Source organism: Halomicrobium sp. HArcel3 (assembly GCF_058933135.1).
In genome coordinates this window covers 266,969-291,897 of record NZ_JBZYDN010000004.1, presented here as the reverse complement: position 1 = coordinate 291,897, position 24,929 = coordinate 266,969, and the positions used below count along the sequence as shown (strand labels likewise).

The 24,929-nt window shown below is 65.9% G+C and carries 24 protein-coding genes and 1 tRNA gene; 4 read left to right on the top strand and 21 right to left on the bottom strand.

The features are described 5' to 3' along the window. Positions 1-720: 720 nt before the first annotated feature. Positions 721-795, bottom strand: a tRNA-Val gene (locus tag AC5FRV_RS13140). Positions 796-935: 140 nt separating this feature from the next. Further along, positions 936-1,199 carry a DUF7553 family protein gene (locus AC5FRV_RS13135; RefSeq protein WP_493561538.1) on the bottom strand — a complete coding sequence of 88 codons (264 nt, stop codon included), beginning with the start codon at positions 1,197-1,199 and terminating at the stop codon, positions 936-938. Positions 1,200-1,463: 264 nt separating this feature from the next. Here AC5FRV_RS13135 and AC5FRV_RS13130 point away from each other — a divergent pair, with 264 nt between their 5' ends. Beyond that, entirely contained in the window at positions 1,464-2,411 is a 948-nt protein-coding gene (locus AC5FRV_RS13130; protein WP_493561537.1) for an MBL fold metallo-hydrolase, read from the top strand. On the opposite strand, the gene AC5FRV_RS13125 is transcribed toward AC5FRV_RS13130, so the two are convergent. The 15 genes from AC5FRV_RS13125 to AC5FRV_RS13055 form a co-directional block, all read right to left on the bottom strand. Beyond that, a complete protein-coding gene (locus AC5FRV_RS13125; protein WP_493561536.1) occupies positions 2,408-3,922 on the bottom strand; it encodes an NADH-quinone oxidoreductase subunit N in 1,515 nt (504 codons plus the stop codon). The two genes, AC5FRV_RS13130 and AC5FRV_RS13125, sit on opposite strands and share 4 nt — an antisense overlap. Further along, entirely contained in the window at positions 3,922-5,460 is a 1,539-nt protein-coding gene (locus tag AC5FRV_RS13120) for a complex I subunit 4 family protein (RefSeq protein WP_493561617.1), read from the bottom strand. The genes AC5FRV_RS13125 and AC5FRV_RS13120 overlap by 1 nt, the downstream gene beginning before the upstream one ends. 3 nt (positions 5,461-5,463) lie before the next feature. Beyond that, complete coding sequence (nuoL, locus tag AC5FRV_RS13115) at positions 5,464-7,506, bottom strand: NADH-quinone oxidoreductase subunit L (protein ID WP_493561535.1); 2,043 nt, start codon at positions 7,504-7,506, stop codon at positions 5,464-5,466. Position 7,507: 1 nt separating this feature from the next. Next, positions 7,508-7,810 (bottom strand): NADH-quinone oxidoreductase subunit NuoK, encoded by a 303-nt coding sequence (gene nuoK / locus AC5FRV_RS13110; protein WP_089815290.1) that lies wholly within the window; start codon positions 7,808-7,810, stop codon positions 7,508-7,510. Continuing rightward, positions 7,807-8,205 (bottom strand): proton-conducting membrane transporter, encoded by a 399-nt coding sequence (locus tag AC5FRV_RS13105; RefSeq protein ID WP_493561534.1) that lies wholly within the window; start codon positions 8,203-8,205, stop codon positions 7,807-7,809. The genes nuoK and AC5FRV_RS13105 overlap by 4 nt, the downstream gene beginning before the upstream one ends. Continuing rightward, positions 8,202-8,474, bottom strand: coding sequence for an NADH-quinone oxidoreductase subunit J (locus tag AC5FRV_RS13100; RefSeq protein ID WP_493561533.1), 273 nt, complete (start codon positions 8,472-8,474; stop codon positions 8,202-8,204). The genes AC5FRV_RS13105 and AC5FRV_RS13100 overlap by 4 nt, the downstream gene beginning before the upstream one ends. Positions 8,475-8,800: 326 nt before the next feature. Beyond that, positions 8,801-9,262 carry a NuoI/complex I 23 kDa subunit family protein gene (locus AC5FRV_RS13095; RefSeq protein WP_493561532.1) on the bottom strand — a complete coding sequence of 154 codons (462 nt, stop codon included), beginning with the start codon at positions 9,260-9,262 and terminating at the stop codon, positions 8,801-8,803. A gap of 49 nt (positions 9,263-9,311) precedes the next feature. Continuing rightward, on the bottom strand, positions 9,312-10,367 hold the full coding sequence (locus AC5FRV_RS13090) for a complex I subunit 1/NuoH family protein (protein ID WP_493561531.1): 1,056 nt from the start codon (positions 10,365-10,367) through the stop codon (positions 9,312-9,314). Next, positions 10,367-12,046 (bottom strand): NADH-quinone oxidoreductase subunit D, encoded by a 1,680-nt coding sequence (locus AC5FRV_RS13085; RefSeq protein WP_493561530.1) that lies wholly within the window; start codon positions 12,044-12,046, stop codon positions 10,367-10,369. The genes AC5FRV_RS13090 and AC5FRV_RS13085 overlap by 1 nt, the downstream gene beginning before the upstream one ends. An 88-nt stretch (positions 12,047-12,134) precedes the next feature. Continuing rightward, entirely contained in the window at positions 12,135-12,824 is a 690-nt protein-coding gene (locus AC5FRV_RS13080) for an NADH-quinone oxidoreductase subunit B (RefSeq protein WP_089815275.1), read from the bottom strand. Beyond that, a complete protein-coding gene (locus tag AC5FRV_RS13075; RefSeq protein WP_493561529.1) occupies positions 12,821-13,234 on the bottom strand; it encodes an NADH-quinone oxidoreductase subunit A in 414 nt (137 codons plus the stop codon). Before AC5FRV_RS13075 ends, AC5FRV_RS13080 begins: the two co-directional genes overlap by 4 nt. A gap of 84 nt (positions 13,235-13,318) precedes the next feature. Beyond that, positions 13,319-13,711, bottom strand: coding sequence for a DUF7344 domain-containing protein (locus AC5FRV_RS13070; protein ID WP_493561528.1), 393 nt, complete (start codon positions 13,709-13,711; stop codon positions 13,319-13,321). A gap of 124 nt (positions 13,712-13,835) precedes the next feature. Next, positions 13,836-14,486 carry a 5-(carboxyamino)imidazole ribonucleotide mutase gene (gene purE / locus AC5FRV_RS13065; RefSeq protein ID WP_493561527.1) on the bottom strand — a complete coding sequence of 217 codons (651 nt, stop codon included), beginning with the start codon at positions 14,484-14,486 and terminating at the stop codon, positions 13,836-13,838. Between the two features lie 100 nt (positions 14,487-14,586). After that, positions 14,587-15,762, bottom strand: a complete 1,176-nt coding sequence (locus tag AC5FRV_RS13060; RefSeq protein WP_493561526.1) for a 5-(carboxyamino)imidazole ribonucleotide synthase — start codon at positions 15,760-15,762, stop codon at positions 14,587-14,589. Positions 15,763-16,095: 333 nt separating this feature from the next. Further along, positions 16,096-17,967, bottom strand: coding sequence for a flippase activity-associated protein Agl23 (locus AC5FRV_RS13055; RefSeq protein ID WP_493561525.1), 1,872 nt, complete (start codon positions 17,965-17,967; stop codon positions 16,096-16,098). A 198-nt stretch (positions 17,968-18,165) separates the two neighbouring features. Here AC5FRV_RS13055 and ribH point away from each other — a divergent pair, with 198 nt between their 5' ends. Together ribH and AC5FRV_RS13045 are read left to right on the top strand one after the other, a co-directional pair. Further along, positions 18,166-18,579 (top strand): 6,7-dimethyl-8-ribityllumazine synthase, encoded by a 414-nt coding sequence (gene ribH, locus AC5FRV_RS13050; protein WP_493561524.1) that lies wholly within the window; start codon positions 18,166-18,168, stop codon positions 18,577-18,579. Next, positions 18,576-19,730, top strand: coding sequence for a pyridoxal phosphate-dependent aminotransferase (locus AC5FRV_RS13045; protein WP_493561523.1), 1,155 nt, complete (start codon positions 18,576-18,578; stop codon positions 19,728-19,730). The genes ribH and AC5FRV_RS13045 overlap by 4 nt, the downstream gene beginning before the upstream one ends. Before the next feature lie 110 nt (positions 19,731-19,840). Here the strand turns inward: AC5FRV_RS13045 and AC5FRV_RS13040 are convergent, their stop codons facing one another. The 4 genes from AC5FRV_RS13040 to AC5FRV_RS13025 form a co-directional block, all read right to left on the bottom strand. Beyond that, entirely contained in the window at positions 19,841-20,134 is a 294-nt protein-coding gene (locus tag AC5FRV_RS13040) for a HalOD1 output domain-containing protein (protein WP_089815260.1), read from the bottom strand. A gap of 133 nt (positions 20,135-20,267) precedes the next feature. Continuing rightward, positions 20,268-21,035 carry a TrmB family transcriptional regulator gene (locus AC5FRV_RS13035; RefSeq protein ID WP_493561522.1) on the bottom strand — a complete coding sequence of 256 codons (768 nt, stop codon included), beginning with the start codon at positions 21,033-21,035 and terminating at the stop codon, positions 20,268-20,270. Between the two features lie 305 nt (positions 21,036-21,340). Continuing rightward, positions 21,341-21,778: an FAD synthase family protein gene (locus AC5FRV_RS13030; RefSeq protein ID WP_493561521.1), complete on the bottom strand. Its 438-nt coding sequence runs from the start codon at positions 21,776-21,778 to the stop codon at positions 21,341-21,343. Beyond that, positions 21,772-22,263 carry a Mov34/MPN/PAD-1 family protein gene (locus AC5FRV_RS13025; protein WP_493561520.1) on the bottom strand — a complete coding sequence of 164 codons (492 nt, stop codon included), beginning with the start codon at positions 22,261-22,263 and terminating at the stop codon, positions 21,772-21,774. The genes AC5FRV_RS13030 and AC5FRV_RS13025 overlap by 7 nt, the downstream gene beginning before the upstream one ends. Positions 22,264-22,662: 399 nt before the next feature. Here AC5FRV_RS13025 and han point away from each other — a divergent pair, with 399 nt between their 5' ends. Beyond that, the gene (gene han / locus AC5FRV_RS13020) at positions 22,663-24,573 is read left to right on the top strand and encodes a Hef-associated nuclease (RefSeq protein ID WP_493561519.1); all 1,911 of its coding nucleotides are present in this window, start codon (positions 22,663-22,665) and stop codon (positions 24,571-24,573) included. The last annotated feature ends 356 nt before the right edge of the window (positions 24,574-24,929 follow it).

Sequence of the window (24,929 nt, the reverse complement as noted above, 5' to 3'; positions counted from 1 at the left end):
CGAGGCGATGCTCGTCAGAACTTCGTTCTGACGGCGGAGCGGTCAGGACGCGTGATTCGCGGCGGACGCCGCGAATCCGGGGAGGTTTGGCGGATTCAATCGCGCGCGCCCCTGTGGCGCAAGCAATGCGGTACCTGGAGGACTGAAAGGGCGAGGTGCGGTCGGCGAAGTCCGAACCCGCAAGCACGCGAGGAACGAGCGCGCGCAGTGGGTTCGCACGAGTCGAGCGTGCCGAGGGCTTTCGAGTTCTTTGACGTCGTGGTCACAGCGGCTCCGCCAAATCACTCAGTCCTTGATCTGTATTGATCACTCGTCAGTGACCATTCGACTCTCTACCGACGAATTCCATTCCATGTTCGTCTGAACGACGCACTCCCTTCGTCCTTCCCTCGAAGAATGGGTTGGGGCGGATTTGAACCGAAGCCAGACGTGCTCGCTACGCTGCGCGCGACTGGCAGGGTTCAAATCCGCATGGACCATTTGCTGCCCACGAATTGTTCGCAGCAAAATGGGTTGGGGCGGATTTGAACCGCGAGGACTTCGCTTCGCTCGTCCTCTGGGCTCAAACCGCCACACCCAGTTGTCACTCACGGATTGTTCGTGACAACATGGGTTGGGGCGGATTTGAACCGAAGCCAGACGTGCTCGCTACGCTGCGCGCGACTGGCAGGGTTCGAATCCGCTTGCACCATTCGCTCCTCACGTCCGTTCGTCGCAGAATGGGTTGGGGCGGATTTGAACCGCCGACTTCCTCCGTGTGAAGGAGGTATCATAACCGGACTAGATCACCAACCCGGACGTTTTCCAGTATCCGAGGCCCGGACTTAAGAATTGTCTTCCGACGGACGACTGAGAACCCCTCCCGGGGTGGGTGGTCCACTCGACACGGGGGGTGTGCCTGACAACCTGTCCAGGAAAAATCCGTCGTCGTCGCGTCAGGCAGACTGCTTGCCGCGGTACTCGTCGAGTTTTTCGCGGGCGTCGCCGATGGCCTCGCGGGCCTCACCTTCGGCTTTGGTCTGAACCTCCCGGAGATCCGCCTTGATCTCCTCGAGCCGGCTCGGGTCCGGTTCTTCCTCGCGGCCGGTGAGTTCGTCGAACCGCTCGCGGACCGGTTCGAGTTCGGTCTTGACGCCCTTCGTGGCGGTCGCGCCCGCGCGCTTCAGGTAGTACCGTGCATCTTCGAAGTGTCGATTCATATCTGTCCTTTGCCTTCCGACGGATATAACCTTTGTGCCCAGATGGAACGTTTTCGAGGTAATCGATGAACGAACGGGACGTGAAAGTGGTTCGAACCCCTGCAACACAGACATCTCCGAGGAGTTGGAGCTCGTGGTCCTGCAGTCGAGTGGCCGACGTGAGCCGCGTCCACCGTTCGTCTCACCCGGTCCGAACGCCCCGAACCACCTCCATCGTTTACACAGGGGACGAACCGTTAACCCACTCCCCTCACAAGCACGGCCATGTTCAGTCGACTATCGATTCCCACGCCGTTCCAGGTCGGACCGGTGAACGCCTACCTCGCCGGACGGACGCTCGTCGACCCCGGACCGGACAGTGAGGAGGCGTGGGCGAAACTGCTGGCGGCGCTCGAAGAACGGGATCTCTCGCCCGACGACGTCGAACAGGTCCTGATCACGCACCCCCATCCGGACCACTTCGGCGTCGCACACCGGCTCCGTGAACGAGGCGCCCGCGTGCTCGCCAGTCCCGAGGCGAAGTCCATCGTCGAGGACTTTCCCGCACGCCTCGAGCACGAACAGGCCTACTTCGTCGACTTCTTCGAACAGTGCGGTATGGCACGCGAGACGGCCGAGACCGTGACGAACCTCCCCGAGGCGTTCCTGGCCTACGCCACGAGCGTCGACGTCGACCGGGAACTCGAGGCGGGCGACGACGTCAACGTCGACGACGTCCACCTCACGGCCGACGCGGTCACCGGCCACGCTCCGGGCGAGCTCCTCTTCGCCTTCGAGGAGGGCGACGAGCGCGTAGCGCTGGTCGGCGACAACGTGCTCGCCGACATCACGCCGAACCCGTTTCTCCAGCCGCCGCCCGAATCCGGCGGCCCGCGGCCCCGGGTCCTCCCCGGGTACAACGAGTCACTCCGGACACTACGCGCCGACTCGTTCGACCGATTTCTCCCGGGCCACCGCGAGCCCATCGACGCACCCGCCGCCCGCATCGACGCCATCCTGTCCGAACACGACGAGCGAACGGACGAGGTCGCGGCCATCGTCGACGGCCCGACGACGCCCGTCGAGGTGATGGGCGAACTGTTCGGTGATCTCCCGGCGACCGAGCAGTTCTCCGGCATGAGCGAGGCGGTCGGGCACCTGGACGTGCTCGAAGACCGCGAAATCGTTACGAAACGAGAACGGGGCGGACTGGTCGTCTACGAACGAGTCTAGACCAGCGACGCCGCGCTCTCGGCGAAGCCGATGACGACGTCGAATCCGGGGAGCAGCAGGAACGTGACGACGCCCGCCGCGACGACGGCCGTGTACAGTCCCACCGGGTAGTCGTCGAGTTCGAGCCCGTCGGCCGGGTCCTCGATCCACATCGCCTTGACGACCCGGGTGTAGTAGAACAGACTGAGCGCGCTGTTGATGATGAGCGCGGCGCCCAGCAGCCACGTCCCGGAGTTGACCGTCGCCATCAGCAGGGTGAACTTCGAGAAGAAGCCGCCGCCGATTGGCAGGCCGGCCAGGCTGAACAGGAAGACGGTCATGGCTGCACAGGCGAGCGGCGCCTGCGTCGCGAGGCCGTTGTAGTCCTCGAACGTCCGACCGACGCCCCAGTACTCCGCCAGCGCGACGAACAGGAACGCGCCCGTGTTCATGAAGCCGTAGACGAGCAGGTGAGCCATCCCGGCGCCCAGGACCTGGCTCTGGTCGACGCCGCCGGTCAGCGCCGCGAGACCGATGAGGACGTACCCCGCGTGACCGATCGAGGAGTAGGCCAGCATCCGCTTGACCTTCTCCTGGGTGGCCGCCGCGAAGTTCCCGACGAACATCGTGACGATGGCCAGCACCTGGAAGACCAGTACCCAGTCGATGGCCGCGCCGGCGACGTCGACGGGGAAGGCAGTGAGGAACACGCGGAACGCCAGCACGAAGCCGGCCGCCTTCGAGGCCGAGGAGAGGAACGCCGAGATGGGCGCGGGCGCGCCCTCGTAGGCCTCCGGCGCCCAGAAGTGGAACGGCGAACTCGCCGTCTTGTACGCGACGCCGCCGACGATCATCAGGATGCCGATGCCGAGAACGCCCGTCTGGACGCCCTCGCCGATGGCCGTCGCGACGGCGTCGAACTGGAGCGCGCCGGTCGCGGCGTACACCAGCGAGATGCCGTATGCGAACACCGCCGACGACAGCGCGCCGATGAGGAAGTACTTCAGCCCCGCCTCGACGCTCCCCTTGTTCGACTTGAGGAAGGCGACGAGAGCGAACGACGGCAGCGATGCCAGTTCCAGACTGATGAAGGCGATGGCCAGGCTGTTCGCGCTCGCGAGGAGGCTCATCCCGGTCGACGCCAGCAGGACGAGCGTGTAGTACTCGGCCTTGTAGCGGTGGTCCCGGAGGTAGTCGCTGCTGGCGACGACGACCAGCGTCACAACGCTGGCGACGATGAACGTGAAGAACAGCGACATCTGGTCGACGACGAGCTGGTCGCCGAACAGCGAGACGATTCCCTGACCGCCCTGCTCCGTGGGCAGTCCCCGGCCGCCGAACAGGAACACCATCGTCGTGACGGCCGCTGCGAGCGACCCGAGGCCGGCGACGCCGGCGAGCAGGGTGCTGTCACTCTCCTCGGGGCTGATGCTGTCGACGAGCAGGAGGGCGAGCGCGGAGAGGCCGAGCAACAAGGTCGGCGCGAGCGCCGTCCACGACGACTGCGTCATCTGGAGTGCGAGTTGTGTCATTAGATACCACCTCCGACGTCGAGGATCGGATTAACCGCGTGCTGGATCATCCGGTAGGACAGATCCGGCGCGACGCCGAGCGCGATGACCAGCAACAGGAGGACCACCAGGGGCGCGACGTCGTGGAACGGTGCCCCGGCGACCTCGTAGTCGGTTTCGAGCCGGTACGGACCGAACACCGAGCGCTGCATCGCCCACAGCAGGTAGCCCGCCACGACGACGATGCCGAACATCGCCACCCCGGTGAACAGCGGTGCGTACGGAAGCACGGTCGACTGGAAGGAGCCGAGGAAGACGAGCACTTCGGCCGCGAACCCGGACATGAGCGGCAGGCCCATGTAACCGAACGCGGCGCTGACGAAGATACCAACCGTCCAGGGCATCCGGTCGGCGAGGCCGGACATGTCGCCGACCATGCGCGTGTGCGTCTCGTTGTAGATGACGCCGACGGCCATGAACATCAGCCCGGAGATGAGGCCGTGGGAGATCATCTGGAACGTCGCGCCGCCGACGCCGTGGGGCGTGAACGCGACCAGTCCGAGGATGACGTAACCCATCGACGAGATACTACTGTAGGCGACGATGCGTTTCAGGTCACGCTGTGCGAGCGCGAGCATCGCGCCGTAGATGACCGACAGGACACCGATGGCTGCGATGGGGACGGCGAGGGTCTGTGCGACGTCCCCCAGCATCGTGAAGTTGAACCGGAGCAGCGCGTAGGTCCCCATCTTCAGGAGGACGCCGGCCAGCATCACCGACACCGGCGTCGGCGCTTCGACGTGAGCGTCCGGCAGCCACGTGTGGACGGGGAAGACGGGCACCTTCACCGCGAAGCCGAAGAACATCAACACGAAGGCGACCGTCGCGAGCGGGAAGCCGAAGAGGCTCCCGAGTTCGGCGCCGCCGCGCAACGCCTGTGCGATGGCCGGGAGGCCGAGCGTCGAAATCTCGTCGCCCAGCCCGAAGACGAGGCTGAAGAAGCCCACGAACATGACCAGCGAGGCCACGTTCGTGTAGACGAAGAACTTGATCGCGGCGTACTTCCGGCGCGGGCCGCCCCACACGCCGATGAGGAAGTACATCGGGATGAGGACGCCCTCCCAGAAGACGAACCAGAGGAAGAAGTCCAGCGCCGCGAAGACGCCGATGAGGCTCGCCTCCATCAGGAGCATCAGCCCGTAGAACTGGTTCTGCCGTTCCGAGATGGGCGTCCAGCTACTGACGAGCGCGAGCGTCGTCAGCACCGTCGTGAGCGTCAGCAGCGGCATGCTCACGCCGTCGAGGCCGACGTAATACTGGAGCTCGAACCCGGCGAGCTCGATCCAGGGAATTTGCTGGACGAAGGCGGCCTCACCCGGCGTCAGCAAGGCGTTGCCCGCCTCCTGGAAGTTCTGGTAGTACTGCCAGTACATCCAGACGCTCAGCAGTGCCGGGATGGAACTGATGGCCGTCGCGAGACGAGCGGCGTAGCGGTCGTCGGCGAAGAACGTGACGACCGCGCCCAGCAGCGTGATACCGAGGAGTGCGGCGATCATCACCATCTAGAACCACCCCCCGATGAGTCCGAAGGCGACGAGCAACACGACCAGCGCGGTCGTGATGAGGGTCGCGTAGTTGCTGACGACGCCGGACTGCAGGCGACGCATCCGCCCGCCGCCGAACAGGCTGACGCTACTGACGCCGTTGACGACGCCGTCGACGACGCCCTGGTCGAACTTGTCGGCCGCACGAGCCAGCGGGTAGGTGACGCCGGTCGCCAGCCACACCTGATACTCGTCCTGGTAGTAGTTGTGCATGAGAACGGTCTTGAGAGAGCCGAGTTTGTCGGTGTGTTCGGTCGGTTCGTCCACGTTGTACAGCGACCACGCGGTCCCGACGCCCGCGAGCGCCAGGCCGAGCGAGACGGCCGCCGAGGCGAGCGTCGTGCCGAGTTCACCGAGCGGGTAGTGCGCCGTGACGCCGGCCACGTCGTGGAGCAGCGTCCCGTACGTCTCGCTGGTGGTCATCTCGATGCCGCCGTGTGCGAGCCAGTCGTGGAGGAAGGAGAGGTGAATCCCGGTCAGCTTCTCGAGGGGGACCATGTTGAGGAAACCGATGGTCGCGGCGAGGACGCCCAGAACCGCCAGCGGGAACTTCACGTTCCAGCCGACGCCGTGGGGCTTGCGTGCCGTCTCTGTGCGTGGCTCGCCGTGGAAGGTGAGGAACACCATCCGGAAGGTGTAGAAGCCGGTGAAGAACACCGACAGGAGCCCCATCGCGTAGGCGGCCAGCAGCACCGTGCCGAGGCCGCCCTCGGAGCCCAGGCCGTGGATGAGGGCCTCGAACAGCACTTCGTCCTTGGACCAGAAGCCGGCGAACGGAACGATCCCCGCGAGCGCGAGCGAGCCAGAGAGGAACGTCCAGTAGGTCACGGGCATCCGGTCTTTCAGACCGCCCATGTCCCACATGTTCTCGTTGTGGTGCATCGCGATGATGACCGAGCCGGCGCCCAGGAACAGGAGCGCCTTGAACATCGCGTGCGTGGTCAGGTGGAAGACGGCGGCGACGTAGCCACCCGCACCCAGCGCGAGCATCATATACCCGTACTGGGAGATGGTGGAGTACGCCAGCACCTGTTTGAGTTCCTGCTTGACGACGCCCATCGTCGCCGCGAACAGCGCCGTGAAGCCGCCGACCAGCGCGATGATGGCCAGCGCCGTCGGTGAGAGGGCGTAGAACCCGTACATGCGCGCGACGAGGTAGACGCCGGCCGCGACCATCGTCGCCGCGTGGATGAGCGCCGAGACGGGCGTCGGGCCCTCCATCGCGTCGGGGAGCCACGTGTGCAGCGGGAACTGCGCCGACTTGCCCATGACGCCACCGAGGACGAGGAGTCCCAGCACCGTGAACCAGGTCTGCGGGTCCATGCCGAAGAACGTCGTCACCTCGGCCTCGCCGTTGAGCGCTTGCTCGGCGATGGCCGGGAACGACTCCGCGCCCGCGAACGCGCCCGTGCCGAACGTGGCGAAGATGCCGACGACGCCGACGAGGAAGAAGTAGTCACCGAAGCGGGTGACCAGGAACGCCTTCTTCGCCGCGCTCGGCGGGGCCGCCTCGCGGAACCAGAAGCCGATGAGGAGGAACGAGCACAGCCCCACCAGTTCGAAGAACATGAAGGCCATGAGGATGTTGCTCGCGTAGACGAACGAGAGCATCGAGAACGTGAACAGGCCCAGCCCGGCGTAGTACCGGGGCAGGCCCGTCTCGCCCTCGTCGTTCATGTAGCCCAGCGAGAACACGTGGACGAGGAAGGCGATCAGCGAGACGATGAGCAACATCAGGGCCGTCAGCGGGTCGATGAGGATCCCGAGCGTGAGCTCGAAGGTGTCGATCCCCTCGACGAAGGTGTACAGCGTCTGGTTGTACGTCGCCCCGCCAGCGACGGTCAGCGCGACCCACGCCGACAGTAGTAGCGACCCGGCGGTGGCCGCGATGCCCGCGAGCGCGCCGCCCTTGGGCATCCGGTCGCCGAGGAACAGTGCAACGAGGAACGATACGAACGGGAGCGCCGCGATCGCGGGCGCGTATGTGAATGCTCCTGCCATCTTACCACCTCATCGTCGTCGCGTCGGTGACGTTCACGTCGGAGAAGTTGCGGTACAGGACCAGGATGATGCCGATGCCGATGGCCACCTCGGCGGCCGCCAGCCCCATCGTGAACAGGCTGAACACCTGCCCGGTCAGGTTGCCGTACTGGGCCGAGAACGCGACCAGGTTGATGTTCGCCGCGTTGAGCATCAGCTCGACGGACATCAGGAAGATGAGCGCGTTCTCACGAGTCAGGATGCCGAACAGGCCGATACAGAAGACGGCCGCGGAGAGGACGAGATAGTACTCGGCCGGCATCATCGGTCCTCACCCCCGGAGACGCCGCCGTCGGTCGCGGTCGCGGGCGACTCTTCGCCACCGACCACGTCCGTTCCGACGGTGACGTTCTCGCCGGCCTCCTCGCGTCGTGCCAGCATGAGTGAGCCGTCGAGCGCCGCGTCGAGTGCGACGGCGATGACGATGAACGAGACGAGGAATCCCTCGCTGGGGACGGCCGCTCCCTCCCCGACGATGGCGCTCGCCTCGACGCCGATGAGTGCGGCACCCAGGCTCTTCATGATGGCCGCGTCCGCACCGAAGCCGGCCGCTTCGGGAAACGACGCCGTGAGGAAGACGGCGGCGAACACGACGAACAGCGCCACCGCGGCCAGTCCCGGCACGAGGTGTCGTCCCGTCCGCAGGCGCGGGCGGGTCATGGCGTCACCTCGACGGCGCCCTGGTCCGGGCGCGTGAGCATGACGGCGAAGCTGATGAGGATCAGGACCCCGCCGACGTACACCAGGATCTGCATCGCCGCGACGAACGGCGCATTTACCATCACGAAGTGGACTGCGACGCTCAGCAGCGCCATGCCCAGCAAGAGCGCCGAGTGCCAGACGTCCCTGACGAGCACGACGCCTAAGCTGCTCGCGATGGTGACTGCCGCGAACAGCACGAACGCCATTGTCTCCAGCAGTGGTGCCATTGTTGTTTGTGTCTCCTTTCGGCGCGCTTTTGAAGATTCCTCTTTCGTCTCGGCAGAGCACCGCCTCGGACCACCATACTAACAATTAACGGGAGAATATCACAACCACCTTTTTCGTCGTCGGGTTTCCTCGCTCGCAACGCTCGCTGCGGGAACCGGTTGGCGGCTTCGCCGCTAACTCATGCGGCCGCGGGCCGTCGGCCCGCGACCCGCTCCTCGAAAAACGTGGTCCACGCGAGCGAAGCGAGTGTGGGCTCGGGAGAGCTTGCTCTCCCGGTGGCGAAAAAAGGCCGACCGCGAACGAAGTGAGCGGTCGGTACCGGGCCTTACTGGTAGTCGACTTCGCCTTCCCCTTCGCCGATCCAGACCCCGCGGTCCGGTTCTCGTGACGCGAGCGGGTCGATGTCCTTGTACCAGGGGACGTTCTTCAGCTGTTCCTTGTTGTACGCGAAGTCGTCCTTCGTGTCCGCGGTGAACTCGAAGTTCTGCGTCAGGATGATGGCGTCGACGGGACAGACCTCCTCGCACAGTCGGCAGTAGATGCACTGGCCGACGTGGAGGTTGTACTGCTCGCCGTTGCGCTGGTCGTCCGTCACGATCTGGATCGTGTTGTTCGGACAGACGTTCTCGCACTGACGACACCAGATACACCGCTCCTGGCTGAACTTGTGGACCCCGCGGAAGCGCGGGCTCACTTCGGGCGCGACGTCCGGGTACTCGACCGTGAACGTCTCCCCGTCCAGTGCGTGCTTCATCGTCGTGGCCATCGATTTGAGGACGCCGATCATTGTAGGTCACCTCTCGTGTCGGGGACAGTCACCCGAGGACCAGCTCGAGTCATGCGATCACCCCGACGATGATCGCCGTGAGGACGAGATTGGCGAAGGAGAGCACGAGGATCCCCTTCCAGCCGATCTCGATGAGCTGGTCGATGCGCACCCGGGGGACCGCCGAGCGGGCCCACTGGGTGAACAGGTACACCGCCACAATCTTGATCAGGAACCAGACGATACCCGGGAGCACCGGGCCCGCCGGGCCACCGAGGAAGATGGTGGCGATGATGGCCCCGCCGAGGAAGATGTGGATGAACTCGGAGAGGTACGCCAGCACGAAGTACACCGACGAGTACTCGGTCTGCCAGCCGGCGACGATTTCGGTCGGCGCCTCCGGAATGTCGAAGGGATTCCGGCCGACCTCCGCGAGGTTCGCGACCATGAACAGCACGAACGCGAACGGGTTGACGAACGCGTACCACTGCGGGATCGCGACCGGACCGAGCGCGATCAGCGTGTCGGCCTGTTCGGCGACGATCGTGCTCATCCGGAGCGAGCCGGCGAAGATGACGACCGACATCCCGGTCAGGATGAGGGGAATCTCGTAGGCGAGGTTCTGCGCGACCGCGCGCAGGCCGCCGAGGAACGAGTACTTGTTGTTCGACGAGTAGCCGGCCATCACGAGACCGAGCGAGGCGACGGAGGCCATCGCGAACACGTACGCGAGGCCGACCTCGGGGTCGGCGATCTGGATGCCGTTGCCCATCGGAATGACGGCGAACCCGGCGAGCGCCGAGAACACCATGATGAGCGGCCCCAGGTCCCACGCGGGCCGGTCGACGCCCTCGGGAATGATGAGCTCCTTCGAGAGGAGCCGGAGCGCGTCGGCCGGGATGATGAGCAGCCCCATCGGGCCGTGCCGGTTGACGGCGATGCGGTCCGTGAACGCCGCCGTGATCTTTCGCTTGCCCCAGATGCCGGAGACGGCGACCAGGGTGAGCAGTCCCGACGCGACCACGAGCGACGCGACGAACGCCATCACGAAGATGACGAGCGGGTTCGACGGGTCGAGCCCGAGCAGGTCGGCCATCGCCGACGGCAGCGGCGTCTCGGACTGCATTACCGGTCCACCTCCCCGAGGACGATGTCGAGGCTACCCAGCGAGGCGATCATGTCCGGGATGTACTCGCCCTCGGACATCTCCGCCAGCGACTGGAGGTTGCTGAAACACGGACTCCGGATCTTGAACCGCGCCGGCTTGTCGGTGCCGTCCGAGCGGATGTAGATACCGAGTTCGCCCTTCGCGCCCTCGACCGCGCGGTAGATTTCGCGGTCCGGGTCGGGCTTGAGCGTCCGCGGGACGTTGGCCTGGATGGTGCGGTCGTCTTCGGGCCACTCTTCGAGCAGGTCGACGCACTGTTCGATGATGCGAGCCGACTCCTCGAGTTCGCGCAGGCGCACGAGCACCCGCGAGAAGTTGTCGCAGCCGTCCTCCGTGACGACGTCCCAGTCGAGTTCGTCGTAGTAGCCGTAGGGGTCGTCGCGGCGGAGGTCGTAGTCGACGCCGGACCCACGAGCGACCGGTCCGGTCGCGCCGTAGTCCTTGACCTTCTCGGGCGTGAGGATCCCCGTGTCGACACAGCGCATCTGGAATATCTCGTTGCCCGTCACGAGGTCGTGGTACTCCGCGAGTTTCTCCGGGAGGTCGTCGAGGAAGTCCCGGATCTTCTCGAAGTACTCCTCGCGGGGTTCGGGCAGGTCCCAGGCGACTCCGCCCAGTCGAAGGTAGTTGAACATCAGGCGCTGACCGGTCAGATCCTCCAGGAGGTCCTGAGCGATTTCGCGGTCGCGGATGCCGTACTGGAAGACGGCGGTGAAGTCGCCGAAGACGTCCAGTGCGAACGTCGCCAGCGCGAGGGAGTGACTCGCGATGCGACACATCTCGGCGGACATCGTCCGGATGACCTGCGCGTACTCCGGCACCTCGATGTCGGCCAGGTCCTCGGCCGCGCGCGCGTAGGCCCACTCGTTGAGGATGCCGGCCGAGATGTAGTCCCAGCGGTCGGGATACGGCATGATCTGGTGCCGGTACGTCCCCTGCTGGCACATCTGCTCCTCGCAGCGGTGGAGGTAGCCGATGTCGGGGTCGATGTCGACGATCTGCTCCCCGTCGAGCACCGTCTTGACGTGCAGGACACCGTGTGTCGCCGGGTGGTGGGGCCCGATGTTGATGAACATCGTGTCCGGGTCGTCCGGGCTCTGTTTGTCGTCCTGCAGCGGGTTCGCGTGCTCGCGCAGCGAGACGACCTGCGGCTGGTCCTGGTTGAAGTCCTGGGAGAGCGGGTGGCCCTGCCAGGTCTCGGGGAGGAGGATACGTCGCTGGTCGGGGTGGTCGTCGTACTCGATGCCGACCAGGTCGTAGGCCTCGCGCTCGTGCCAGTTCGCCGTCTCGTAGACGTCGGAACCGGTCTGGTGGCGCGGGTCGTCCTTCGGCGTCGGGACGACGACGGAGACTTCCTGCGTCGGGTCACGGTACTTCTTCAGGTGGTAGATGGACTCGTACCGGTCGTCGTAGTCCTGTGCGGTGACGCAGGAACAGTGATCGAAACCGGCCTCGTCCTTCAGCGTCCGGAGGACCGACTGGACGTCGTCGGGTCGAATGACGAACCCTTCGGCGTTGACGTGGTGTTCACGGTCGATAATCGAATCCCCGAGCAGGTCGGCGAGCGCGTCGTAGTCGACGCCGTCCTCGGTGACGCCGACGTCGTCGACGACCGGCGTCCTTTTTTCGAGACTCACGCGAGACACCTCCGGTGTCGAGTGTGAGGTAGATAGTCGCAGCCCGCACAGTGAACGGACGTGAGCGAGCAGGAACGTCTATCGGAACTCACGGCGAGTCCCCCCAGTTGTAGCGCATGACGAGGTCTTCCTCGTCGATCTGGTCGGCGAGCTTCTGGACGAGTTCGTCTTGCTCGAGGTCGCCGAACTGCTCCAGTTCGTAGGGCTTGACGGTGACGGGCGAGGACTCGCCCTCGGCGATGCGCTCCTGAAGCTTGGCGACGCCGTAGATGAGCGCCTCGGGACGGGGCGGGCAGCCGGGGACGTGGATGTCACACGGGATGACCTCCTCGGCGCCCTTGACGACGTTGTACCCCTCCTGGAACGGACCGCCAGAGACGGTACAGGAGCCCATCGAGACGACGAACTTGGGCTCGGGCATCTGGTCGTAGACGCGCTTCATCCGCGGGGCGAACTTCGAGACGATGGTCCCCGGCACGATGATCACGTCCGCCTGGCGGGGCGAGGCGCGCGGGACGCCGGCGCCGAAGCGGTCGAGGTCGTGCTTGATGGCGTACGTGTGGATCATCTCGATGCTGCAGCAGGCGATCCCGAACTGCAGCATGAACATCGAGGAGCCCCGCACCCAGTTCATGAACTTGTCGAACTTGGTGAGGATAAACGGCGTCGAGCCGAACGCTTCCCGCAGCTTCGAGTTGAAGCGGTCGTCGGCGCCCGAACCCATTCGGGCCTCCTGCGTAGACTGTGCGTCCGCCAGCTTCGTTTGGTCACTACTCATGGTTTGTGGTCGAGTTGCCGACTGGCACGCGGGCTCCGCACCCACTTCACTGCACCATTGCGCCACGCCCACGCGAGACCGACGACGAGTATCCCGACGAAGACGAGCATGGGATACAGAGCCTCGGCGAGTCCCACGTTCGCGACGACGTCGCGGTAGACGACCGTCCACGGGAAGATCAGGACGGTCTCGATGTCGAAGACGACGAACAGCAGTGCGACCATGTAGTACTGAATGTTGAACTGGATCTGCTGACTGCTGCCTGTCGGGACCTCACCGCTCTCGTAGGTGGCGCTCTTTCCTTGTTCCGGGACGCTCGGCCGCAGGAGGTACGAAGCGGCCATCATCCCCACTGGGATGAGAACCCCTACGAGCGCGAGCGCGCCGATCGCGATCCATGGATTACTCATTCCGAAATCTCCTAACGTTCTGGGGTTGGGAACACTCGCATATAAGGGTTGATTGTTGCGCTCGCCGACCGTCGCGCCGGTTTTTCAGGATTTTCGATCTGTCTGAACGGCGGTCGCGTCGAACTGGTCGAGGTCCGGCCGATCCGGCGCGGGTGCCACGATGTCGCGCTCCTGGTCGTACCGGACGAAGCCAGCGTTCTCGAGACTGGGAACGTGGCTGTGATACAGCGTAACGTAGACGTGCTTGACTACCTCCGCGGAGATGTCGGTGATGGGTGCTCCGCGTTCGGCGACCGCGACTTCGTCGGCCAGGTCGGCGAGCGCCATCGGTTCATCGTGCGCCGCCAGGCAACGAAGGGCCTCCCGCCGACGGCGGTTCGATAGGACGTCGAACGTCGCGTCGAGCGGCGTCGCATGCGAGCGTTCGAACGAGTCGGACGAAGCCGGTCCGGTCGCGTCGGCCGAGTGCTCAGACATCGTGCGATCGGCTAATGAAACGGACGTGAGACAGATAAGCCCATCCCAACGCGGATAGGCCCCGTCAGGAGGACAGAGCGCGCTTCGCTCGCGCGATCCGGGGTTCCAGACGGGGGCCGCAGCGTCACTCCCAGTACTCGTCCTTGAATCCCGGCGTCCCCAGCTCGTGGAGGTCTCGCGAGACGTCGCCGACTGCCTCCTGCAGGCCGTCGTGGTACGCCTGCAATCGCTCGCGCAGTTCGGGGTACTGACGTGCGAGAATCTGTGCCGCCGTCAGCGCCGCGTTGAACGACTTGCCCGCGTCGACGGCCGTGATCGGTGCGCCCTGGGGCATGCCGATGACGCTGTCGACGGACTTCTCCTGGACCGGGACGCCGATGACCGGCAGCGGGTAGGCGATGCTCGCAGTCATGTTCGGCAGGTCTGCGCTCTTGCCGCCAGCGCCCGCGATGACGACGTCGATGCCGCGGTCCTCGGCGGTCTCCGCGTACGCGTACATCAGCTCCGGCGTCCGGTGGGCCGAGACGACGAACGTCTCGAAGGTGAACCGGGACTCGGGAGCGCTCTCGTAGTCGGTCTGTTCCGCGAAACCGAGTTCCTCCGTGAACGCGGCATACGCGCCTGGACGCTTCCCCTTCCCCCCGGCCATCGTCGGGAGGTCCGAGTCCGACCCCATCACGATGCCCACGTCGGGCGTCTCCTCGCTGGGCAGGTCCATCTCGGCCTCCGCGTGGAGCTGGTCGATCAGCGACTGCACCGAGTCGGCGTTGGTCATGTCTGGCCCTCTGCGTGGCGCCGACGTAAGTGTGGGCGATCGATCGTCGCGAGAATCGAGTTCGGGTCCCCCGCGGCCAGAAAACGGCCTGGGGTGAACGCTACTGCTGGAACGTTAACTCGTCCCGAAGCGCTCGAACCTCCCCGAGCAGGTCGTCCGTGTCTGACTCCTCGTCTCCGTCGTCCCCGCCCACCAGCGTCACGTGACCCATCTTCCGGAGCTCGTAGACGTCGTGTTTCCCGTACCAGTGGAGGTGGGCCCGCGGCGTCGCGAGCACAGATTCCTCCCCGGAGAGCGTAGCTGGCCGTCGTTCCTCGACGTCGCCCAGGACGTTGGCCGACACCGTCGGCGCCCGCAGTTCCGTCGTCCCCAGCGCCATTCCCATCACGGCGCGGACGTGCTGTTCGAACTGCGAGGTGTGACAGCCCTCGATGGTCCAGTGGCCCGAGTTGTGCGGACGCGGGGCGATTTCGTTGAGGAGGATTTCGCCGTCGGGCGTCTCGAACAGTTCGACGCCGAACACGCCGCGGCCGTCCATCGCGTCGAGGACGTCCAGAACGACCGCACGCGCGCGGTTCAGAACGGCGTCGTCGTCGGTCCGCGGCGGTGAGACCGACTCCCGCAGGATCTCTTCTTCGTGAATCGTCTCGGTGACGGAGAAGGTGTCGCGCTCGCCGTCGGCGCCGCGACAGCCCATCACCGCGAGTTCGCGCTCGAAGTCGACCATCTCCTCGACCATCGCCGGGCCGTCGATGGCGGCGAAGGCCTCCTCGACGTCGTCGGGTGACTCGACCGGCACGTTGCCGCGACCGTCGTAGCCGCCCTCGCGGGCCTTGAGCATCGCCGGGTAGCCCAGTTCCTCGCAGGCCTCGCGGAGGTCGTCCGGGGAGTCCACCTGCCGGAACTCGGGGACGGGCACGCCAGCCTCTGAGAGCCGCCGTTTCTGGACGAGTTTGTCCTGGATCGTTCTGAGCGTCTCCGGGTCCGGGTGGACCGGCGTCCCGGTCTCCTCGGCGACGCGTTCGAGGACGTCCGGGTCGGCCAGTTCGATCTCGTAGGTCAGCACGTCCGCGCGCTCCGCCAGCTCGCGGAACGTCCCCTCGTCGTCGAACTCGCCGACGAGCGCGTCGCGGACGACCGGTGCCGCGGGCGGGTCCGGCGTCGGGTCGGTGACGACCAGTTCGACGCCCAGCGGCGCCGCCGCCTCGCCGAGCATCCGACCGAGCTGTCCGCCGCCGACGACGCCCAGCGTCGGGCCCGGTGTGGAGAGTGTCATGTGCGACGGATTCCGACCTGCGCGCTTAAACGTTGCTTCACGTGACGATGATTTTCTGGTGTGTACTCGTAGTTAGTTGCCACCGATACCGCAAACAAAAAGAAAGCCCTCGGCCCGCTCGTACCGCCGCGGGTCGCTGTCGTTCGAGAGAGCTCCGCTCTCTCGTGATGACGAAAGACCGGAGGTCTTTCGAACCACGGTCCTCACTCGCTTGCGCTCGTTGCGGTCCTTACTTCCCCGGGGCGGCGACGACCGGGCCTCGCCCTTTCAGTCCACCAGGATGCCGGATTGTCGGTTCGGCGTGAAAAACGGTTGGTCAGGTCGTGAAAGTCCCTACCCGCTCTCGTTCGGGACGTCTTCGTGGATCCAGAACGTCGTCTCCTTGCCCCAGGCGCGCATCTCGTAGGTCGTCCCGGTGTAGGACGATTCGAGGGCGCCGGTCGGCACGGTCGAGTCCGCGTCCTGGGTGATTATCACCGGCGGCGGGTTCGACTGGATTCTGGACTCCAATTGCGCGCGTTCGCGCGAGCAGTTCACCTGGACGTCTTCCTTGGCGAAGTACCACGGGAACGGCAGCGAGTTGTACCACCGCGCACACAGCGGCCTGGTGTCCAGCGACGAGGAGTCCCACTCGTTCGGGTCGTCCTTGACGAAGGCGAGGTTGTCGTCGTATGCGTCGCCCTGTTCGCCGTAGTAGAGGAGGACGTCGGTGCCGTTGCCTTCGCGGTCTGCGACGGCGCCGATTGTCTGGAGTTCGGCGCGCGGGTCGCCGCCCGGCTGGGCGTACTGGACGAGGTTGTTGTCGTCGGACTGGGGGTTGCCGTACACCGACGGAACGGCGACGGCGGCGACCTGGGCTCCGACGAGCAACAGGAGAACGGCGGCGATGGCGACGCCGACCGAGTCGTCGAGGACGAACGCCTCGTACCCCCAGTCGAAGATGCGCGCGAGGCCGACCGCGGCCGGTATCGAGAGGGGCACCAGCGCGTGGACGACGAGCCAGGCGCCGAAGATGTCCGTTCCCAGCGGGTAGCCGAGCACGGAGACGAAGCCGCAGTAGGCGGCGAACATCACGAGGTTTCGCGAGCGCTCGGCACCGTAGCGCTCGATGACGAACCCGAAGATGGCGAAGGCCGTCAGCGGCGCCGCCTTGTTTATCATCACCTGGACGAACTGGTCGAAGAAGTCCACGTACACCGCTGCGAGGCCCTCGTCCCCGGCCTCGGTCGACCGCTCGAACCACGTACCGAACTCCTCGGCGGAGTGGTTCCACGTCGCCTGGACCATGTCGACGAAGTTCGAGGGACTGGCGAAGCCCTGCCAGAAGCCGACGGTCCCCTCCGCGGCGGTCGCGGGTGGGTACGTCACGCCCTCCATCCCCGCGCCCCGCGGTGCGTAGAAGAACAGCAGGAGGCCGAAGAGGAGTATCAGGGCCCAGGCGGCGTCGCTGGCGTAGTGGAGGACGAACGAGAGAATCTCGTCCCGCGAGGAGTCGAAGCGGTCGCGGACGCCCCTCGCTTTGGAGCGCAGGAGGTCGTACCCGCTGGCGTGGTTCTGGGGCCGGTAGAGGGCCTGGTCGGCCAGGAGGCCGGCGGCGCCGAGCCACGTCAGGACGTACACCGCGGCGTTCTCCTTCGAGGCGAAGCCGAAGGCGACGAACGCGGCCGCGGCGTAGAGGTAGCGCGTCCGGCGCGTGTCGTAGAAGCGGACGAAGAAGCCGAAGGCGACGAACATGAACGCCGCGACGAGCACGTCGCTGCGCATGAACCGGGAGTAGTACAGCAGGACGGGGTTGAACGAGAGGAACAGCGCCATCGCGACCACTTCGACGCGCCGGAGATGTTCGCGGAAGAGGAGCGCCGAGAGGGGCAACAGGCCGCCGACGACGGCGACGGGTACGCGCATGGTGAAGTCGTTGGCGCCCCAGGTGGGGAACAGCCAGCGGTTGACGTGCTGGATGAAGGGGCCGTGGATGATGCGCCGGTAGGCGAACGACCCCGTCTCCTGGTAGTGGACGATCCAGTAGGCGACCCGTCCCTCGTCCCAGTGGGCGATGCGGTCGCCCAGCAGGATCAGCCGGGCCAGGAGGGCGAGGAGGGTGATACCGGCGACCAGGAGCACGACGTCGTCACTGTCGGGCGCCCAGTCGGGGAGGGACCGCTCGCCCGACGAAGTCGACGATTCAGGGCTGTCGGACGCTGCCATACCCGCCACTGACCAGTGGTGGCTTTAGAATGCTTCTGGTTTGTCACGCTGGATTTGTAGTTATCTAACAGCTAACTCGCCACTCTCGTACCGGCGACCCGTCGGCTGACCGTCGGCGACCCGTCGGTGGAAGGGACGGAAGCGTAGTAGCCACCGCACAACGGTACTTCTTTTAGTTCCGCACACGCCCGGTCGCATATGGTCCAGCTCGGGCTGGTAATCGCCCAGTACGACAAACACGGCGACGTGATAGACGCGATGGCGCAGTCGGCGAGAGACGCCGCCGAGGAGCGAGACGCCGACATCGTCGCGAGCCTCGACGTGCCCGGTTCCTACGACACGCCGCTCGCGGCCGACAGGCTCGCCCGTCGCGACGACGTCGACGCCGTGGCGGTGCTGGGCGCTATCATCAGCGGCGACACCGACCACGACCAGGTAATCGGCGCCGCGGCCGCCCAGGGACTGACCGACGTGAGCCTCGACCGCGACACGCCGGTCACGATGGGCATCATCGGCCCGGGCATGAGCCAGGACGAAGCCGAGGCGCGGACGGACAAGGGCGGCGAGGCCGTCCGCAGCGCCGTCGCCCTCGCGGAGGAACTCAAACTATGACTCTCGAATTCGCAGACCGCGTCGGACGCGTAGAACCGAGCGCCACGCTCGCGATCAGCAACAAGTCCGCCGAACTGGCGGCCGACGGCGTCGACGTCGTCGACCTCTCGGTCGGGGAGCCGGACTTCGACACGCCGGAGAACGTCAAGCAGGCGGCCAAGGACGCGCTGGACGCCGGCCACACGGGGTACACCTCGACGCCCGGCATCCCGGCGCTCCGGGAGGCGCTGGCCGAGAAGCTCCACGCCGACGGGCTCACCCAGTACGAGGCCGAGAACGTCGTCGTCACACCCGGGGGCAAGCAGGCCCTCTACGAGATCTTCCAGACGCTCATCGACGACGGTGACGAGGTCGCCCTGCTCGACCCCGCGTGGGTCTCCTACGAGGCGATGGTGAAACTCGCCGGCGGCTCGCTCGCCCGCGTCGACACCGCCGCCCACGACTTCCAGCTTTCGGGCGCCCTCGACGACCTGGCCGAGACGGTCTCGGACGACACCGAACTGCTGGTCGTCAACTCGCCGGGCAACCCCCACGGTGCCGTCTACTCCGACGACGCCCTCGCGGCCGTCCGCGACCTGGCGGTCGAGCACGACATCACGGTCATCTCCGACGAGATCTACAAGGAGATCACCTACGACGGCGTCGAAGCGACGTCGCTGGGCACCCTCGACGGGATGGAAGACCGCACCATCACCGTCAACGGCTTCTCGAAGGCCTACTCGATGACCGGGTGGCGCCTGGGCTACTTCGCCGGCCCGGAAGACCTGGTCACCCAGTCCGGCAAGGTCCACGGTCACTCCGTCTCCTGTGCCGTCAACTTCGTCCAGCACGCGGGCGTCGAGGCCCTGCAGAACACCGACGAGGCCGTCGAGGAGATGGTCGCAGCCTTCAGCGAGCGCCGGGACTTCCTGCTCGACCTGCTCCGGGACCACGACGTCGACGTCGCCACGCCCCAGGGCGCGTTCTACATGATGCCCCAGGTCGACGAGGACGACACCGCCTGGTGCGAGGAGGCCATCGACGAGGCCCACGTCGCGGCCGTCCCCGGGAGCGCCTTCGGCACGCCGGGCTACGCCCGCTTCTCCTACGCGAACAGCAAGGAACGACTCGAAGAAGCCGTCCACCGCCTCGCCGACGCCGACCTGATCTAACCGGTCGGCACCGTCGCTCCTCGTTCGAAGAATCGCTTTCGGGTTCAGGTTTCGACGAGAGTTCGCTACGTTCGCACTCCCTGGGAGCGCCCTGTAGCGGAGTGGAACGCTTACGGTTCGACGACGGTAATCGTGTTCGACGCGCTCACGGTGACGACCAGCCCCTCGTAGTCGAACCGGATCGTCGGCTGCGCACCGAGGTCTTCGTTCGTACACAGCGAATCGAGCGCGTCCGGGTCGACGGTCCGGTACAGCGGGTCGAGGTCGGCGGGCTCGACGTCGCGAATCGCCGAGACGACGTCGACGACGGCCTCGCTGGGGTCTCGGTCTCCGACTTCGGTCTCGTACATCTCTCCACCACAGACCGACCCCTCGGGTTGCCTGTCGTCTGTCGGCTGACTCATTGCTGCCACCATCCTCGACTGCCACCTTCCATACACACTCGACCGGAACGACAGGTGAAAAGCATTTTGTGATTGTCTGAATAAATTTCTGGACTGCTTACGGGATCATCTGGCAGACGGAAGCCGGGTGCGGTCACTCGGCGTCCGCCAGCCAGGTGTCGACGACCTGCTGGAGGAGCGCCACGACGTCCGAACCGGTGCCCTCGCTGAACAGTCCCACCTCCGTCGTCCCGTCGACCCAGGTTCCGAGCAGCGCGACGGTGTCGTCGGCGACGAGGAAGCGACTGCGGTCGTTCGGTGGCGTCGCCGTGTCGCGGACCGACAGGACCGTCGCGTCCGGGACGGCGGTATCGACGTCCACCGGTCCGGCGTCCCCGACGACGACGATTCGCACCGCGACGCCCCGGTCGTTGGCTGCGTCGATGGCGTCGAGGACGCCCGCGGACGGCGCGTCGCCGACCGAGACGTACGTGAGGCGGTCGTCCGCCCCGGCTATCGACGAACGGAAGCGCCGGGCCACCACCTCGGTCCCGGTTGCGACGACCAGGCCGTGATCGCTGGAGTCCGCGCTCGGGGTGCCGATGGCCCGCAGACCGAGTTCCGCGACGACCTGCCTGTAGACGTACTCGCGGTAGAACGCGCGGCGGATCCGCCTGGGAGAGACCGGCGTGAACTCCTTGGGATGGGTCTCGCGCACCCTGACGAAGCCCCGGTCGGCGAGTTCCTCGACTGCGTCGTAGACGCGCGTCCGTGGAACCGACGACGAGTCGCTCACCTCACGGGCGGACCCGCCGTCGATTCGCACGAGCGCCACGAGCGTCCTCGCGGCGTACTCACTCAACCCGAGCGCGTGCAGATTCCGAACCGCAGTCGATTGCAGTTTCCTGCCTTCACGTGTCATAGCGCTCCGTGACCGTCCCTGTGCCGCATCGCAGTCACCCTTCGACCGTCCACACCCGCAGTGAACTGGGTATGTATTCGAGAGTGACCTCCTTTACGTTTGTGTGATTCCCCGAGTGACGACGTCCTGACACAGTCCTCGCCGAGCCGATCGTGTTCGCGAGAACGACGGTCGTTGTCACGCGTATCGGTAATTGCCTGGCGCGCCGGAACCTATTCGAACGCGTGAATGTCAAAATGTCCGTGGAAGCGATCTTTGGAGTTCGTTCCGGCGCCGCTCCACACCACTGACGGATCGGCTCGCCGCTAGTCGGAGCCCCGTTCCTGGAGAATCCGGTCGATGATTCGTCCCGTCGAGAGCAGATAGTCGTCGTCCGTCTCGCGGCCCGACGCCCGGCGTACTTCGGCGTCGATACCCCGGTCGGCGAGGGCGGCCGCGATCGCCTCGTCGTCGTGGTGCTGGTCGTATCCAAGCGCGACGACGTCGGGTTCTATCTCCTCGATCGGGACGAAGATGTCGTCCGGGTGGCCCAGGCGAGCGTGGTCGACCGGGTCCAGCGCGGCAACCATCTCCCGGCGCTGCTCGTCGGGGACGATGGGCGGCGCCTTGTGGGTGACGTTGGTCGACCGGGCGATGATGACGTGGAGTTCCTCACCCATCGCCGCGGCGTCTTCCAGATAGTGCAGGTGGCCCGGATGGAGGATGTCGAACGTCCCCTGGGCGACGACGCGGGAAGTCACCACTCGTCCTCCCGCAGCTCGGCGTCGATATCTGCCTGGTCGAAGTCGAAGAAGGCCTCCTCCGGCGGGTCGACGTCGAGGACCCGCAGGTCGATGGGTTCGCCGTCGCGGTCGAAGGCCTGCCAGTCGTCCCAGCCGTAGGGCGCCCCGATGATGATGTGGACCTTCCCCTTGCCGAACGTCGCCAGGTCGGCGTCGCTGGGCCTGAGGACGCCGTTGGGATGGGAGTGGACCGACCCCGCGGCGCGCAGGTCGTTGGGAACCATGTTCGTCTTGACCGTCGCGCTGACGGGGTTCGATTCGGTCCCGGGGATGACGAGGACGTCGGTCAGGACGGTGCCGTCCTCGTCCAGCCCGAGTTTGCTCGCGTCCTCGCCGCGAAGCATCCCCATGTACTCGTTGGGGTGACTCTCCTCCGAGGCTGCCAGCGCGAACTCGAGGGCCGACTCGGCGATGCCGAGGATTCCACCCGAGCGAAACAGCGGCATAGCATGCTTTTCGTGCCGGCCGCTTTCTAAGCGTTCCGACTAGGCGACCGCTAAAAGGACGGTGGGTATGGCGGGTCTGTACTCGTACGCGACCCAGCAACTGACGACGATGAAATGACCGCCAACAACTCGAAAGCCCCCGGGCGCTTTCATTCCCACCCGGCCTGGATTACCGAACCGGGCCGGACTGAAAGGGGCGACCGTCTCGACGAACCCCGACGAAGCAAGGACCGCAACCGAACGCAGTGAGGTGAGGACCACAGCGAGTCGCGGGAGTCGAGACGGTCGGGGCTTTCGAGTTGTTGGTGTTGCCAGCGTCCGTCACTGCGAACTGCTTTACTCAGAACTCGCAGGACCAGACCGAAGCATAAAAAGCCGGTAACGCCGAAGAACGGTCAAATGTCTCCGCCTACAGGCACCGAAGACGGTGCCCAGGCTCCCGAGGCGGGAGCCGTCGTCTACGAACTCGCCGACAGCTGTACGCTCGACGACGTCGAAGAGGGGGAACTGTATCTCGGAACCGTCAACGGCGTCATGGAGTACGGCGTCTTCGTCGACCTCTCCGGGCCGGTCTCCGGGCTCGTCCACGCGTCGAACCTCCGCTCTGACCCCGAGGTGGGCGACCAGCTCGTCGTCGAACTCGGCGAAGTCCGCGAGGACGGCGACGTCAGCTTCGACGAAGTCGAACTCGCCGAGTACGAGACCCAGTACCGCGCCCACGGTGACGAGGCCGAGGTCGCCGACCTCGAGGGGATGACCGGCGAGACCGTCGTCGTCACCGGCGAAGTGCTCCAGATCAACCAGACCGGCGGGCCGACCATCTTCCAGGTCCGCGATGGCTCCGGCATCGTGCCCTGTGCCGCCTTCGAGGAGGCCGGCGTCCGCGCCTATCCCGACGTCGAACTCGGCGACATCGTCCGACTCGCCGGCCACGTCGAGGAGCGCAACGGCGGTATCCAGCTGGAGGCCAACGAGATCTCCGTCGTCGACGAGACCACCGCGGCCGACGTGCGCGAGGAACTCGACACCGCCCTCGACGAGGCCGCCGAACCCGAAGCGATCGACCCGCTCGTCGAGTGGGAGGCCTTCGACAAGCTCTGGGACGACCTCCGGGACGTCGCCCGGCGACTCCGCCGGACAGTGCTGGAAGGACGGCCCATCCGCCTGCGCCACCACGCCGACGGCGACGGCCTCTGTGCCAGCGTCCCGCTCCAGCTCGCCCTCGAACGGTTCATCGCCGAGCACTACCAGGACGACGAGGCGCCCCGACACATGCTCAAACGCCTGCCGAGCAAGGCGCCCTTCTACGAACTCGAGGACGTCACGCGCGACCTCAACTTCGCGCTGGAAAACCGGGAGCGCCACGGCCAGAAGCTCCCGATGCTGTGCATGCTCGACAACGGGTCCACGGAGGAGGACACGCCCGCCTACCGGAACCTCCGCCACTACGACATTCCCATCCTCGTGGTCGACCACCACCACCCCGACCCCGAGGCCGTCGAGCCGCTCATCGACGAGCACGTCAACCCGTACCTCCACGACGAGGACTACCGCATCACGACGGGGATGATGTGCGTCGAACTCGCCCGGATGATCGACCCGTCGCTGACCGACGACCTCCGGCACGTCCCCGCCGTCGCCGGCGTCTCCGACCGCTCCGAGGGCGAGGCGATGCCCGACTACGTCGACCTCGCGAAGGAGGAAGGTTACGACGAACAGGACCTGCGCGACGTCGGCGAGGCGCTGGACTACGCCACCCACTGGCTGCGCTACAGCGACGGCCGCGAACTCATCAACGACGTGCTCAACGTCGACTGCGACGACCGCGATCGCCACGAGGAGATCGTCGAGTTCCTGGCGACCCGCGCCGAGCGCGACGTCGAGGAGCAACTCGACGCCGCCATGAGCCACGTCGAACACGAGACCCTCGACAGCGGGGCCCACCTCTACCGCCTCGACGTCGAGAACCACGCCTACCGCTTCACGTACCCCGCGCCCGGGAAGACCACGGGCAAGATCCACGACCAGAAGGTCGAGGAGACCGGCGACCCCGTCATCACCATCGGCTACGGCCCCGACTTCGCCGTCCTCCGTTCCGACGGCGTCCGCCTCGACATCCCCGAGTACGTCACCGAACTCACCGACGAGATCCAGGGCGGCGGCGTCTCCGGCGGCGGCCACCTCGTCGTCGGCTCCATCAAGTTCGTCGAGGGCATGCGCGAGGAGGTCATCGACGCGCTCGTCGAGAAGATGGCCGACGCCGAAATCGACGAGGACCTCCAGCACTCCGGCGCGCTCTCCGACGACTAGCTGTTTCGGCTAGTTTTTCCGGATCTGTGGTTTCGGTCCCGTTCTGTCGAGTCTACGCGTGAAGTGAACGGGTGATTCTTCTGGGTTTCAGTTGGAACAAATAGAGACAGCAACAACTCGAAAGCCCTCGCGGCGCTCGACCACTCCGGGGCTCGCTGCGCTCCAGCAGGTGCTTGCGTCGCCCGGGAGGATTCGACCGCCACTCGCCCTTTCAGTCCTCCAGGCACAGCACCGCAGCCCTGCCCTCCCCCTGGTCACGAGAGCCTCGCTTTCGCTCGGCTACTCGCTCCCGGCCGGGCGGTTGCGGAGCCAGGAAGCGTGTCGCGCCGCCAGGCGCGACCGGGGAGGTTTGGTGG

What these genes read in the sequence shown, in the direction of transcription:
- AC5FRV_RS13090 (WP_493561531.1), bottom strand. Translation starts at nt 10,367, where the DNA reads ATGCAGTCCGAGACGCCGCTGCCGTCGGCGATGGCCGACCTGCTCGGG.
- AC5FRV_RS13125 (WP_493561536.1), bottom strand. Translation starts at nt 3,922, where the DNA reads ATGACACAACTCGCACTCCAGATGACGCAGTCGTCGTGGACGGCGCTC.
- AC5FRV_RS13070 (WP_493561528.1), bottom strand. Translation starts at nt 13,711, where the DNA reads ATGTCTGAGCACTCGGCCGACGCGACCGGACCGGCTTCGTCCGACTCG.
- AC5FRV_RS13040 (WP_089815260.1), bottom strand. Translation starts at nt 20,134, where the DNA reads ATGAGTCAGCCGACAGACGACAGGCAACCCGAGGGGTCGGTCTGTGGT.
- AC5FRV_RS13055 (WP_493561525.1), bottom strand. Translation starts at nt 17,967, where the DNA reads ATGGCAGCGTCCGACAGCCCTGAATCGTCGACTTCGTCGGGCGAGCGG.
- AC5FRV_RS13025 (WP_493561520.1), bottom strand. Translation starts at nt 22,263, where the DNA reads ATGCCGCTGTTTCGCTCGGGTGGAATCCTCGGCATCGCCGAGTCGGCC.
- AC5FRV_RS13095 (WP_493561532.1), bottom strand. Translation starts at nt 9,262, where the DNA reads ATGATCGGCGTCCTCAAATCGATGGCCACGACGATGAAGCACGCACTG.
- AC5FRV_RS13080 (WP_089815275.1), bottom strand. Translation starts at nt 12,824, where the DNA reads ATGAGTAGTGACCAAACGAAGCTGGCGGACGCACAGTCTACGCAGGAG.
- AC5FRV_RS13100 (WP_493561533.1), bottom strand. Translation starts at nt 8,474, where the DNA reads ATGGCACCACTGCTGGAGACAATGGCGTTCGTGCTGTTCGCGGCAGTC.
- purE (WP_493561527.1), bottom strand. Translation starts at nt 14,486, where the DNA reads ATGACCAACGCCGACTCGGTGCAGTCGCTGATCGACCAGCTCCACGCG.
- han (WP_493561519.1), top strand. Translation starts at nt 22,663, where the DNA reads ATGTCTCCGCCTACAGGCACCGAAGACGGTGCCCAGGCTCCCGAGGCG.
- nuoK (WP_089815290.1), bottom strand. Translation starts at nt 7,810, where the DNA reads ATGATGCCGGCCGAGTACTATCTCGTCCTCTCCGCGGCCGTCTTCTGT.
- AC5FRV_RS13105 (WP_493561534.1), bottom strand. Translation starts at nt 8,205, where the DNA reads ATGACCCGCCCGCGCCTGCGGACGGGACGACACCTCGTGCCGGGACTG.
- AC5FRV_RS13130 (WP_493561537.1), top strand. Translation starts at nt 1,464, where the DNA reads ATGTTCAGTCGACTATCGATTCCCACGCCGTTCCAGGTCGGACCGGTG.
- AC5FRV_RS13035 (WP_493561522.1), bottom strand. Translation starts at nt 21,035, where the DNA reads ATGACACGTGAAGGCAGGAAACTGCAATCGACTGCGGTTCGGAATCTG.
- ribH (WP_493561524.1), top strand. Translation starts at nt 18,166, where the DNA reads ATGGTCCAGCTCGGGCTGGTAATCGCCCAGTACGACAAACACGGCGAC.
- AC5FRV_RS13075 (WP_493561529.1), bottom strand. Translation starts at nt 13,234, where the DNA reads ATGAGTAATCCATGGATCGCGATCGGCGCGCTCGCGCTCGTAGGGGTT.
- AC5FRV_RS13060 (WP_493561526.1), bottom strand. Translation starts at nt 15,762, where the DNA reads ATGACACTCTCCACACCGGGCCCGACGCTGGGCGTCGTCGGCGGCGGA.
- AC5FRV_RS13045 (WP_493561523.1), top strand. Translation starts at nt 18,576, where the DNA reads ATGACTCTCGAATTCGCAGACCGCGTCGGACGCGTAGAACCGAGCGCC.
- AC5FRV_RS13135 (WP_493561538.1), bottom strand. Translation starts at nt 1,199, where the DNA reads ATGAATCGACACTTCGAAGATGCACGGTACTACCTGAAGCGCGCGGGC.
- nuoL (WP_493561535.1), bottom strand. Translation starts at nt 7,506, where the DNA reads ATGGCAGGAGCATTCACATACGCGCCCGCGATCGCGGCGCTCCCGTTC.